This window comes from Spirosoma migulaei, assembly GCF_054776855.1.
The window spans coordinates 417565-431193 of the sequence record NZ_BAAHBG010000011.1; the positions used below are offsets into that span (position 1 = coordinate 417565).

General features: G+C 45.0%; 12 protein-coding genes. 1 reads left to right on the forward strand and 11 read right to left on the reverse strand.

Annotated elements, in window-relative coordinates; translation table 11 throughout:
- Positions 1-4: 4 nt before the first annotated feature.
- The 11 genes from ACYVGO_RS15390 to ACYVGO_RS15440 form a co-directional block, all read right to left on the reverse strand.
- A complete protein-coding gene (locus tag ACYVGO_RS15390; RefSeq protein ID WP_460970043.1) occupies positions 5-913 on the reverse strand; it encodes a glycosyltransferase family 2 protein in 909 nt (302 codons plus the stop codon).
- Positions 914-915: 2 nt separating this feature from the next.
- On the reverse strand, positions 916-2373 hold the full coding sequence (locus tag ACYVGO_RS15395) for a flippase (RefSeq protein WP_460970044.1): 1458 nt from the start codon (positions 2371-2373) through the stop codon (positions 916-918).
- A 22-nt stretch (positions 2374-2395) separates the two neighbouring features.
- Positions 2396-2740, reverse strand: coding sequence for a cupin domain-containing protein (locus tag ACYVGO_RS15400; protein WP_460970045.1), 345 nt, complete (start codon positions 2738-2740; stop codon positions 2396-2398).
- Positions 2740-3723, reverse strand: coding sequence for an NAD-dependent epimerase/dehydratase family protein (locus tag ACYVGO_RS15405; RefSeq protein ID WP_460970046.1), 984 nt, complete (start codon positions 3721-3723; stop codon positions 2740-2742). Before ACYVGO_RS15405 ends, ACYVGO_RS15400 begins: the two co-directional genes overlap by 1 nt.
- Before the next feature lie 9 nt (positions 3724-3732).
- Entirely contained in the window at positions 3733-4485 is a 753-nt protein-coding gene (locus ACYVGO_RS15410) for a WecB/TagA/CpsF family glycosyltransferase (RefSeq protein ID WP_460970047.1), read from the reverse strand.
- A gap of 27 nt (positions 4486-4512) precedes the next feature.
- On the reverse strand, positions 4513-5190 hold the full coding sequence (locus ACYVGO_RS15415) for a sugar transferase (protein ID WP_460970048.1): 678 nt from the start codon (positions 5188-5190) through the stop codon (positions 4513-4515).
- Between the two features lie 78 nt (positions 5191-5268).
- Positions 5269-7569, reverse strand: a complete 2301-nt coding sequence (locus ACYVGO_RS15420; RefSeq protein WP_460970049.1) for a GumC family protein — start codon at positions 7567-7569, stop codon at positions 5269-5271.
- Positions 7570-7608: 39 nt separating this feature from the next.
- On the reverse strand, positions 7609-8412 hold the full coding sequence (locus ACYVGO_RS15425) for a polysaccharide biosynthesis/export family protein (RefSeq protein ID WP_460970050.1): 804 nt from the start codon (positions 8410-8412) through the stop codon (positions 7609-7611).
- 520 nt (positions 8413-8932) lie between these two features.
- Positions 8933-10387: a right-handed parallel beta-helix repeat-containing protein gene (locus ACYVGO_RS15430; protein WP_460970051.1), complete on the reverse strand. Its 1455-nt coding sequence runs from the start codon at positions 10385-10387 to the stop codon at positions 8933-8935.
- A gap of 82 nt (positions 10388-10469) precedes the next feature.
- Entirely contained in the window at positions 10470-11366 is an 897-nt protein-coding gene (locus tag ACYVGO_RS15435) for a glycosyltransferase (RefSeq protein ID WP_460970052.1), read from the reverse strand.
- Positions 11367-11833: 467 nt separating this feature from the next.
- Positions 11834-12160 (reverse strand): LytR/AlgR family response regulator transcription factor, encoded by a 327-nt coding sequence (locus ACYVGO_RS15440; protein ID WP_460970053.1) that lies wholly within the window; start codon positions 12158-12160, stop codon positions 11834-11836.
- 234 nt (positions 12161-12394) lie between these two features.
- Between ACYVGO_RS15440 and ACYVGO_RS15445 the strand changes: the two genes are divergently transcribed.
- On the forward strand, positions 12395-13555 hold the full coding sequence (locus ACYVGO_RS15445) for a hypothetical protein (RefSeq protein ID WP_460970054.1): 1161 nt from the start codon (positions 12395-12397) through the stop codon (positions 13553-13555).
- Positions 13556-13629: the final 74 nt, after the last annotated feature.

Sequence of the window (13629 nt, forward strand, 5' to 3'; positions counted from 1 at the left end):
ACAGTTATTTATGCATGAATCGATAAAATCGAAGTGTTAAAATCGTTTCGGGTCGCTTGCGGAAATTGTTCAACAAGCTATCGATGGAGGCTTCGGCATATAATAAAAAGTTATACAGCCGATTTTTACGTTTCGAAGTCAGCTGCTCTAGCGTGGCCCGTACAGACCAGAACAGGAACATGATAAAACCGTATTTATCGCCGTGGTCATTTTGAAAAACGCGTCGTTCATTTCTAACCCGGTAATAGTTTTTCCAGGCGCCCGGCCAGGGAATTCCATCCCGATCAGCCGAAGGTGGATGAAACAACAGGGAGGTTGGTACAGTAACCACCGGAAAATTCATCTTCTGGGCGCGCGTCATGTATTCCACCTCATCGCCCCAGATAAACAGCTTTTTGTCTGGAATACCAATGGCCCGAATGACTTCCGAACTAATCAGGGTTCCGTTAAAAAATGAGGCCACGCCATAGATCAAATCAAATTTGGTAATGTCAGTAACCTGCCGATAAAGCTGATTGGGACGATCCACATAAAATGCCAGTTCATCTTTGTTCTCGACATTGATCGACACGCAGTTTTTAATACAGGGCCCCAAATTGGGCGACGAAAGCAGGTTTTCAAGTGCGTCCGGTTCAGGCAGACAATCATCGTCCATACACCAGATTCGGTCATATCCGTCGTTAAACGTCCTATCGATACCCGTTGCAAATCCGCCCGCTCCACCCAGATTGCTCTGGGTTACAACAACTAGATCTGACCGTTTGCTGAGCCACTCACCAGTGCCATCCGTACTGCCATTATCGACTACATAGATCGCGTCTGACTGATGCGTTTGTGCACCAAGACTCAATAGGCATTTTTTCAGGTCATTGAGTCGGTTATAAGTCACGATCAACGTGGCTATTCGTTCCATAATTACAGTTTAAGCAGCGTAGACAACCGACTTTTGCTAAATCGTATTGCTTCCTTTAAATACGTGAGTCTAATTACATCCACGCCTTTGTAGCGCAGGTAAGCATAAAAGAAAAGAACAACCAAGGCTTCCGTAATCACCCACGAGCTGGCAACCCCAACATAACCGAAGCGTTGAATAAGTAAGGCATTAAGCGATAGGCTCACCAAAGCACCAATCGCCGAAATGCGAAAAAAAGCTTTATCCATACGCAAGCTGAGCATGGTATGAACCCCAAATAAATTGTTGAGCCCCAAGGTGATTGGTAGAAAGGATACAATCCGAAGCACAACAATGGCATCATCGAATCGGGAGCCGTAAAACAGGGAAATAAACAGGGGAGCAATCAGCCATAATCCTACTGATATCAGTACCATCAACAGAGAAACAGGGAAAAAAATAGTACGGACAATGGTCAACCCCTTATCTTCACTCTGCCCGAATGCGTTGGCTACAATGGGGAAAAATGCCTGATTTAAAGCCAGTGAAACGAACGCCTGTGCAATACCCACAATACGGGTACCTGCCGAAAAAATCCCTACATTGTAAGCTGTACTGAAAATACCTAACAGAAAAATATTCGATCCAGCATAGATAGTTGCAACAACGGAGGTAAAGAACAGTGTACTATCGTCACGAAATCGTTTCAACAGGTGGCTAACAGTTGGCCAGCTAAACGTGATGTTAAACCATTTAATTGCCACAAAAAAGGCTGCGAAGCTGACGGCCACCTGCGACAAACTAAGGGACAGGTTCTGATAGATGTAATCGTCAGGCTTTCGGATAAAGACAAAAACGGTCAGTGTCAGCAGAACTTTTATTATCAAATTAAATAAGGCAACCCGTCCTAATTTTTCCATCGCCTGATATAACCAAACGGGAAAAAACACAATACCAATACTGCCAACGTAGGTGCATATATGCAGCCATAAATGCGACCGAAACTCCGGCACAAAGGAGGCCAAAAGACCAAAAATGAGTGTTGATAATACCCAGAGTAGTGCTTTACCGACAATCACCTCGCTAAAAACCCGATTCGTTACCGATTGATTACTGCGGTCAGCGGCAATTGCTCGTACAGCAGCTAGATCGAAACCGTAATTGATTAGTAAGGTAAAATAGGCTACAAATGCCAGCGAAAAGTTTAGCAATCCCAAACGTTCTGGTCCAATGATTCGTACCACATAGGGGACCGTAAGCAGCGGAAGCAACATATTGACCACATGCACACTGAATAGCGATGCCACATTAACGACGAATCGCTTCATCATGGGCTTCGACATTACTGCCTGTTTACGATCTTCGGAAACTATATTGTTCATTGGCTCACCAGGGATATCGGCACACCCAGTCGATTCTTCTGATAGGTCAAATAAACCCACATTGGTTGACGCTACTGTAGCTACTTCTTTACTCAGCATAGTGGTGATATAGTGGTGTTTGTCAGACTGTAGCAACGCCAAAATAAACGTACTCCAGTGGCTCTATTCCCGTAGCTTCCAGCCGGTGTGTAACTCCCGCCGGTATGCGAACAAAAACACCATGTTGCAAGGGAATTTCCTGATTACCAACTATATAGATGCCTGCGCCTTTCAAAAAGAAAAAACACTCTTCCATCGTTGGGTGTGCATGGAGTTCACAGTAATCAGTCGATGAAAACTGGCCATAGGCCACCTGGGTCACTGGGGTAGGCGTATCGTCGTTCCGAAGAAAAACTTGCTTACTCCCTTGAGCATGAGCCGTTAGCTCACGCTCAAGGTGTGGTAGAGAGGCTGTAATTCGTTCCATCAGGCTTCAACAGGTTCTAGCTCTCGTTGCTTTACCTGGTCAAAAATCCAGGCATACGTTTTTTCAACACCCTTGTGAAGCGGAATGGAAGGTGCCCAACCCAATTTTTCCTGAATCAACTGATTGTCGGAATTTCGGCCACGAACGCCTAAGGGTCCTGGAATATTATTGATAGTCAGGTTTTTACCAGAGATGCCAATAACCATTTTCGCGAAATCGTTTAGGGAAATCATCTCTTCGGAACCAATATTGACTGGACCAGAAAAGTCGGAGTTCATTAACCGTCGGATCCCTTCCACACACTCATTAACAATCAGAAACGAACGTGTTTGCTTTCCGTCACCCCATATGTCAATGGCATCGCCATCCTGAGCGCTGGCCACTTTGCGGCATACAGCAGCCGGTGCTTTTTCACGGCCACCATCCCAGGTTCCCTGGGGACCAAAAATGTTATGAAACCGAGCAATACGAACGTCAATACCGTGATTTTTCTGGTAGGTCAGAAACAAACGCTCCGAGAAAAGCTTCTCCCAGCCATATTCGCTATCGGGCGCTGCTGGATAAGCAGATGCTTCTGAACAAGTCGGATTATCGGCATCCATTTGGTTATACTCAGGGTAGATGCAGGCCGATGAAGAATAAAAAATCCGCCGAATCCCTTTGTTTTTGGCCGCTTCCAGAATGTTCAGGTTGCAAAGCACCGAGTTGTGCATAATAGCTGCATCGTTCGTTCCGGTGAACACAAAGCCTGCGCCCCCCATATCGGCAGCCAACTGGTAAATCTCATCAAGATCGCTGGTAACGACTTCGTCCGCTACGTTAGGATCTCTCAAATCACCGATAACGAACTCGTCGGCGTTGTTGTTATCATACTCATTTTCTTTGATGTCGACTCCGCGAACCCAATATCCTTCCGACTTAAGCCGGTTAATCAAATGGCCTCCAATGAAACCACCACCACCACAGACGAGCGCTTTTTTCATAATTTGTTTTTATTTAACAGTTGAGAATACTTCTTTCAAGTTGAGGAAAATAAACAGAGGGACTACCTCTAAATAGCGCCTATACAGGCGTTTAGGCTCGGCCATAAGCCGAAAAAACCACTCCAGCGAGAGTTTCTGCATCCAGCCAGGTGCCTGAGTGACCCGATCTGTATGGAAGTCAAAAGCGGCACCAACCGTCACGATAAAATTTACCTTGGTCCATTGTGCCAACCGCCGGGCAAATCGTTCCTGCTTGGGCGTGCTGAGCCCAATCCAGACAATGTTGGCACCAGATTGGTTAATTGTTGCAGCCAGATTCTGAAACTCGTCGTCTGTCATTTCCCGAAATGGTGGACAGAATGTGCCGGTTACACGGTAGTTGCCGAACTTCCGGCCTACAGCCGCTTTCAACTCATCCGCAACGCCTTCCTGACCCCCACAGAGAAAGTGCTTGATTGGTGTGTTCGCGCTGCCTTCAAATACCTGTTTGAAAACATCAGGGCCGTAGCAACGTGTCATGTGCTTAGCACCTTTTAGTTTCCCAATCCAGACGCCGGGCATACCATCCGGTAAATTCCAGTAAAACGAATCCAGCACCTGTTTAAAATCGGGCTCTTTAAAGGCCGTGACCAAACCGTGCGCACCAGTTGCACTAATGCACTTATTATCTCGTGGCCAGCTTGGTTCGCACCGCCACAGAAGCCCCTTTACAGCCGCGTCCAGACCAGCATCGAATAGGTTGACATCCAGCACTTTAGTCATTATTGATAATCTGTTGAGATAAATATCTTACAAGGCATTCTTATTGCCATTCATAGCCGCCTTAACTGTCCACCAGCAGATTTTTGCATCTAGGCGGGTCGATTGACGCCGAATGTACAGGTGGTCGTATCGTACCCGAATCTTCATTTTATATAGTTCGTTGGTTTCGCCCCTGGCACCCCGTGCCTGTGCCAGACCCGTAATGCCAGGGCGGACTGTGTACCGTTCGCGATAACCGGGTAAGGAGTCCCAATGCTCGGCATCAAGCTGGAGTGGGTGTGGACGAGGGCCCACTACACTCATGTGCCCAGCCAGCACATTTAGAAATTGCGGCATTTCGTCAAGATTTGACTTTCTTAGAAACCTGCCAAGCCGGGTTACACGCCGATCATTCTGTGTCGCTTGCAGGAAGGTTGGATTAGACTCATAGGCCATCGTCCGGAATTTGAGGCACGGAAATGTGCGGCCATTTCGTCCTGTTCGCATCTGAACAAATAAAGCGGGACCTTTTGAGCTTAACTTGATCAATAGAGATAGTAGGGGAATAAGCCAAATCAAAATAGATACCGTAACAATACTCGCTACCAGTAGGTCAAATACCCGCTTTTTAAGACCAAAGGATAGCCAGCTTAGCGGAGGAAGTCTTGGCTGAACCCCAGGGTCCAGATACAAGTGAAAAGTTTTTTCGTTGGTAGATGCCTGCATGAGAATTGCTGGTTGCCTGCCTTAAAGTTGAGTATAACCAGCTTTTATGCTGGTCTTAATGGTTACCGAATAAGGGCTTTACCGGTACGAATAGTTATTCTTAATCCGATCGTTATAATGATAAGCTTCACTACCACCAACGGCATTCAGAATAATACGCAGGTTCTGAAAACGATTCTCCCGATACAGCGTATCGAGTAGTTTGAGGCTGTGCTTGGGCGTTACACCATGGCGAATGACAAAGAGCGTTGTGTCAGCAAAAGGAGCAATGATCTGCGCATCCGTTACAATACCAATTGGTGGCGCATCAAGAAGAATGTAGCGAAACTGGTCGCGCAATAAATCGATTAGCTCCTTTACGTGGGGGCCACCCAATAACTCCGCCGGGTCGTGTGGTAAGGGACCGCAAGGAATAATAAAGTAGTTTGGATGACCCGGGACTGGTTTAAGTATCTCTGCCAGCGTAGCTTCTCCGTTTAAATACGAACTAAGCCCCACAGAGTTATCGATCTTGAACAATTGATGCAATCCAGGCATCCGCATGTCTATTTCCAGAATTACTGTTGGCTGACCCATCATAGCCAGACTAGCACCCAAATTCAGAGAAACGAACGATTTCCCCTCGCCACTCATACTGGAGGTAAACAGCATGACCTGCTTCTGTTCAGCTTCGATATTCCAACCCTGTATATTGGTTCGTATAGAGCGAATCTGTTCTGCAATGACAGACCGTTGATGGGGGGCTACAACCAGAACGTCGCGATGCCGCTTGTTCATGACTTCGCCTAAAATCGGGACCTGTGTGCTGGTTTCAACATCGGTCCGGCGCGTAACCCGCGTGTTTAGTGCTTGTTTACCCGCAATGGCGGCTGTAGGTAGTAGTAAACCTACCAGGCCAAAAAGCGCATAAATCACGATGCCAACGGGTTTAACCGGATCTCCGCTACTTTTGGCGGCATCAAGTATACGACTGTCGGCTACGGAAGCGGCAAAAGTAACGGCCATTTCTTCGCGTTTCTGTAGCAAATAGGTATACAGATTATTTTTGATGGTTTGCTGACGCGTAATGTCCATTAGGGCGCGTTCCTGCTGAGGAATGGTACGGATACTCTTTTCTAACTTTTCATTTTTAGCTACGTATTCTTCTTTCGAACTAGTCAGCATGGCTTTCATCGTTCTGATATTCTGACCAATGTTGTTCCGCGTAGCCTTGATCTGATTGCCAACGGTTTGCAACAGCGGACTGTCTTCAGAAGTCGTCTGCATAAGCGCATCCCGTTTTAATTCAAGTTCCGCCAATTTGTTGATTTCGCCCAGCAGAATTGGGTCGTTGAGCCCAACCGTAGCGGGCGTACTACCTCGTTTATCGGACTGATTCGTGATAAACTCCTGTAGCTCGTTGAGCGCCGACAACTGAACGTTCACCTGGCTAAGCTGGGTATCATTCTGTTGGGTTGTCTCTAGAAACGACTGCGCCTGCGTACTTAAATCCGTTATACCTAAGCTCGATTTGTATTGCTCTACATGCTTTTCAACACCAGCCAACTCTCCAGACACCATGTTCAATCGTCTTTCAACGAACTGGAGCGTATTGGCTGCCACCTTGTTTTTATCGGTAACGGCCGCTTGGTTATAGGCATTAATTAAACTGTTCAACACAGCTTCCCCTTTTTGCGGAACGGCGTCCTCGAGCGTTAGCCGAATAACCGTTGACGTTTTGCTGGTTGGCTCCACTTTCAAATTATCCAGATATAAGCCCACGGCTGAAGCCTGAGGCATGACCTGGACAATCACTGGCGGGGTTTTAGCACTTGCAGGCTGACGCGTCATAATCCGTAAGCGACCGTAAGGCGTCTGAAGGAGTTGATTTAAAGGGTACGTTGGACCACCATTGATACGGACCGATTGATTCCCAGGAAACGATAAGGTTAGCGGATTTTTATACAACGCCGGGGTGCCCGACTTCACCGATATCCATACAGGTGACTCTGTATAGATTTCACGCTTGCCGAACGATGTTTCCCGAAAATACCGAGTATCTAGATGAAGGTTACTAACTACCTGATCCATTAAACTGGACGAACGAAGTATTTCCAGTTCGTTTTCAACTACCTTTTTAGGCGAGTACACTTCCAGCTCTTTAAGTGGATTTGTCTGAGCACTGCCTCGTTTTTCATCCTGAAGCAGTAAACTAGCCTGAATCCGATAAACCGGCTGTTTATAACGTAAATAAACATAAGCTCCTGCCAGACACAACCCCACCGATACGATAAACCAGGGCCAAAAGCGTAAATAGGGCATCAGATGCGTTCGCAGTACTGCATTGTCGGATCCGACAAGCTGATACGGAACATACGAATGGGAAGAATTGACAGCCATTTTAATTTGAGTAACGTTAAGAAGTGGTTGTATTCCTGGTTATCGGCGGGTAGCAATAATGGCGATCAGCGACAAAATGCCAGTTGCAATGGGGGCCAGTAAATAGGCTTTAGCTACGGTGGTTGCCCGAACTTTACCCGGCTCTACGTACACAACATCGTTGGGATGGAGCGAATAATAGGGCGACATAAACGCATCACGGCGGGTTAAATCAAGGCGAGCGAAAATCCGTTGGTTACCTTCTTCCCGAACAATCAAAACATTGTCGCGACGGCCGTAAATTGTTAGGTCACCTGCCAGTCCCAGGGCCTCGGGTAGGGTTACCTGCTCATTCGGAATTGTGTAGAGTGCTGGTCGGCTTACTTCGCCCAATACTGAAATTCTGAAATTCAGATTACGTACCGTTACCGTGGGTTCTTTCAAATAGGATTTAAGCTTACTTCCTATCAGTTCACCTGCCTTCGCATTGGTCAGATTCAGTACAGATATCTGACCAATCAGTGGTAGTTTAATCATACCGTCGGTATCGACTAAGTAGCCCGACATTCGACTAAGCGTATTAGCCGCCGGACTGCCCTGACTGGCATCGGCCGCTGCCGATGGATTAAAATAGGCGGATGCTTCAGGGTTGAGGCTACTTACCTGTACTGACAGCACATCTCCTTTTTTAATAATCGGAATAAATGGCTCTGGTATCATAACCGTATCCTCACGCGTTGTTGTACCCTGGAAATAAACTAGTTTTTTTGCGGATGTACAGCTCCCTAATGAAGCAATTCCTAACGTGATGAGGGCGAAGCTGATCCCGACAAGACCTAGTTTTTTTACTATTTTTCTGATCACTCTATTCTTCGTTGATGTTGATGAATTCACCCAGATTAGCTTATGGATGAAGGGAAAGACGAGCCACTGAACAATCGCTTGATACTGGATAAATTCTATTCAGTACTCACGCTTATCTACTCTAAATCTAGGCAGTGAGTTTTAAAAAATGTAATTTGATAGTTTATTTAACGGTCGTTTATATGAAACTTAGAGCCATTAATGGTATTATATTTATTAATTTGATAAATTACTAGTTTACTTTTAATCAATTTCATAAACAAATAGATGAAAATAAATTCATACAAAATAGCATGATTCATAGGAATACCTATTCAGAAATTAACTGTGTTTTGGCGGCAAAAAGTGATGAAAAGTGTAGAATTATAAAGCTGCCCAACCGAACCTTGACCAATCAAATTCAAAATGGTAAAGTCCTACTATCACAAAATCGCCCATCGATAGCTTGTTATTGGCGACTTTGTATTAGCAGGACTTTACCAAACTAACGCGGATGCGTAAACGAATTGGCAGCTATTTATCAGGGTATTGGATTGCCAGCTCCATCATAATTCATGGATGCCAGGCAACTGCCCCCCAAAACAGCATCGTAAGGCTTACCACCCGTGCCTTGAATTAATCTGTTATTGATGAGTTTATTATTCGTGGCAAGACTACCATATGCCAAAAATGTAGCCTGATTTGTGGTACTGGCTTTATTGGAAATGGTATTTCCGGTAAATGTGTTATTAGGCGAATTGTCGCAAATAATGGCCTTGTTGGCCGAACTTTCAATAACATTATCCGTGAACGTTCCGCCCGCCGTTGAGTGTGTTAGCTCCAGCATTCCAGACATACGGAAGTTGTTTTTGCTGAACATAACCGCTCCTCCATTGTAAAGTTGTACCCCTCCCTGACACAAACCTACGGTTGAGTTACCCATAATAATCATGCCTCCCACGATCGTTCCATTGCCATCTCCATCGTTGGAACCTTCCAGAAACTTGTCAAACACACCCTCAAATCGGTTGTTGGTAATAACAACGTCCTGAGCGGCTCCGGCAATTTCAATGCCAAACAAGCTACAGTTTTTTATATAGTTATTATCGACAGTGAGCTTAGCTAAAGGGCCTGATAATGAGAGTCCAAAATGGCAGTTCTGAAAGGTATTTCCACTAACGATTATCGTAGTGCCGGCATATGTATTGTAATTATCATGGTTGAAAATCTCACAGGCCATCCGTTTTGCCTGAATGGTATTGTTTCGCACACGAATGTTATCGGCGGTTTTGCCAGCCTGAATTTTCAATGTAAACCAGTTCGTGCTGTCTTTTGCAACATCTGTACTGGTACAATTCTGAACAGTCAGATCCGATACGGAGGGGCCATCGATGTAGATGGTTCCAAAGGTGCCGGTTTCCTTGGATATTACGTTCCATGACAGACCGTCGATCAGGACGTGATTGAGCGGAGTGGCTGGATCATTCTGGCTGATAAGCGATACGTAGGACTTGGATAATGTAATGAGCGCTTTGCCTGGGTTTGCCCGAAGTGCCAGATTGCTTTTTAAATGAACAGGCGTTAATTGGGTATAACTCCCATCCGGAATATATAGATCGTCCGTATTGTTTACAGCAATTTGAAGCGTTGGGCCAATATCCGTGTCTGATGTCTTTACACCAAACCAGGTCAAACTAGCGGAACCTGTGTACACTCGTTTATAGCGATGTCCCTTACTAGTTACCAGCGTAACCCCGGTATTGTCATCGCTGCTGAGGTCAGCCGGATCCAGTTTGAAAACTCCCTCACTACCTGTGTCACTAATCCAGATGCTATTGGGAATCAGGGTAACATTAAGGGATCGCACTTGGGTTATAGTCAGCGTATCCTGCCGTTGTACTATATCATCGGGTGCTGGATCTGAGGGTTTACAACAGAGTAATACAGTCAGTGCAAGGGCAAATGCACTCAACCGAAGCCAAATTGATTGCTTCATAACGATAAGAAATAACTACATGATCTGGTTAGCCCGCTCAAAAAATTTGGCGGCTTAAAGGAAGGTAGAGGGCCAGGAGCCGTTAGCGCATACCAGCTAACGTTTTTAATCGGTTATATATCCGAGTAGGAACACTATAATGTTCTAATGTTTGCCGATGGTAATACGGTGTAGGGCCATGCATCGTAGGCAGGTCAAAAACCCGCTGGAGGCCATTATCTAATGCGGTTTTGTAGCGATTATAAATATCTGTGTGGGTAGCATCTTTACCAAAACCAATGTTTTCTACTTTCGATACAGTAGGGTAAATCGTCAGGCCATCTGCTTTAAAGCGATTGAAACAGAATCGGATATCCCAGGCATCTGCCCGTCCTTCCATTTGATCGCGTAACATACCCAATAGATCAGAGCCACCCCGCATAAATTCTTTTTGTTGCCATTTATCCTGCGTAAATTCTGGATAGTCGGTCATTTGCCAATCTATGGATTGCCAGCGATTAGACCAGGTAGCCCATCCCCAGGGACTATGACGTGGAATACAGTACGCATCTGATTTGTAGTTAGCTGGTATATGAAATGGCATTGTATATCCGGCAATCGAATAAATCCGTTGATTATCAGCATATTGATTCAGACACTGATTCATAAAGTCGAGAAAATTCGGCGCTGTAATTAAATCATCTTCAACAACAATCGCTGCGGGATGATCAGTAAGTACCTGCGATATGCCTCGGATAATTGAATCCGCGCAGCCAATGTTTGTGGTCGCATAATCACGGTGAATCGACCGAAATCCGGAAACCTCGTCCAGAATCTGGCGAACCTGCGCCACTTTAGGTACATCATCCGGACGTTTAGGTGCATCTACAAAAATATATAAATCACTTTGTGAAGCTAAATGATTGGCTTGTAAGGCCCGAAGCGTTGCCTGAAGTTCGACAGGACGTTTGTAGGCAAACAATAGCACTGGTGCATTCATACGTTGAGAAGTTAAGTAATAAGTTGAGTTACTAGAAGAACTATTGGTTGAGTGACTAGGCCAACTAGTGGCCGTGGAATCATCCTATAAATGGTATGCCCTCCTGGCATTGGGGCCATTAAGATTGTCCCTCAGAGCTTGCTTTTTCTACTGATTCTACAATAAATATGAGCCGGTAGTTTGAAAGAATTATGTTCGCGGTAGCGACCAGCATATTTTATATTTTAACTCATGTAGCCTTATTGTTTATTATATACAATATTTGTAAACATAAAGTATAACAAAGTTGCGAAAAGAAAATAGATTAATTGAATTAATCTTGCATGTAGTATTAACTTTCTACTTATTACCCAATAGGAAATTAACTGAAACATACTCCTACCGGATAAGGTATCTTTGTCATGAAGTCAATACTAGGAAATCAGGGGTTTACAGGTCTTCTGCAGCCAGGATATAAGATGAATGAGTTAAAAAGTATTGGCCTGAAAAAGCCGGGAAGCAGCATATTCAAGTCGATTCCGCGATACAGCTATAACCCGATTGTCCTGCAATCGAACCCAGCCTGACCGACCTCGCTTCTGAACAAACTCCTGGACATAGATTGGGTTAATGATGGCAGAGCGATGGATTCGCACAAAATCAAGGTGTTGCTCAAACCATTGTAATGGTTGAGTAACGATTGAAAAACCACCATTCTGATAATGCACGCGCGTATAATTCGCTTCTCCTTCCAGCCATACAATGGAACTGATGAGAACGGGTGCTGGGTGACCTATTAATTGAATACTTTCCATATAGAGTTTGTTGATTAAGCACTCTATGTACGAAATCAGGTCGCCTTTGGTTTTAGTTGGACGTAGCTTGTAAGAGCTACCCCAGGTAGCTTTAATTATAATACATACCGGAAAGGGCTTAACAGTCAAGCTATTAATGCCCGGTAGTTATATAGATACGATCCATTAACCTGGAAAACAGTTAATGATTGATCACGAATTCAGCATTTTCTTTCTTTACCTAATTCCATTACAATGCCTATTTGCCAGCCCATTCAAACATCGATTAGTGCCAATGATTTTCGGGATGGGGCTTATACATTCTCAGTTGAATCTGTACTTGAATCGGTATTGTCTCCTGGGCGGTTAATCGTGAGTGCATCAGCTGGTTATCTATTAATAACTTCGTTGACGAATGTGTCTCGACGAGAGCATACCTTCGAACATAAACAGCAGGCAGACGGTCGTTGGCTAGCTACCGGTAGTGTAACCGTACTATGCAGTAATAAACTACCTACCGCTGGGAAGATTGTTATTCAAAACACACAGGCAGAATCGGTTGTCTTGACTATAGCAGCTACATCCGTCTCAGTAAAGCGTTCATTAGTACCAGCACTAACAGTTAGTCAGTCCAAGCTAACTTTTTCCCCAACAGCACTTGGTAAACCTAGCTTTCTGGTTTTTACCATTACCCCTCAACAGGCTGATGCCTCTGTAACGCTCACTACCGATGCGCCTGAATTTTTCCAATTAGCCAGTAATAGTCGTCCCAATTTTGGCCCAGTTTTAACAGTCAAGCCATCGACTAATGGTACGTTTGTCCATTTACGCTATGTATCGAATAAACCAGGGATGCACAGCGGCCAGCTCTTGCTCCATACTGGTTCTGACACGAAATCTATTCCATTAACAGCGCATACAACGGGGCAACTATCTGGTGTGCTAATGTTGGCAAAGAAACCCGCGTTAAAAAGACTGTGGGTGGGGTTATTGTTGGTGCTGATTGTAGGGAGCTTGGCTTTTGCGGGGTATAGCAACCGATGTCAATACTTTCCTGCCCTTTGTCAGGATAGGATTGCTGATCAGGGTAATACCAAGACAGATGATCCATTGCTACTTACAGCCATATCCGCCAATAAGCTAGATAAATCCGCGCGAACGCAGAAAAATCGACCAAAAAAAACGACCAAATCTTCTCGTTCATCGTCAAAACGTACGATGACGAATGAACCTATTTCTGCTTTGGCACCCGAGCTACAAGCAGTGGTCGATTCCCGCCAGGTAAAAAAGTTACCGTCTACTACGGATAAAGACATGAGCAAGCCAGCCGCTGGGCGAGCTAACCCACAAACAGAGGTTCCGTCAACTCAGGAAAGTGAACTGGAACGGGCGCTTAATTATCCTAATCCAAACTAAGCTGATTAAACAATTACTCAACCATATGAAACCCATAATTACCGCCCCGATTGTAGCCAGTTTTGCGGTTACAC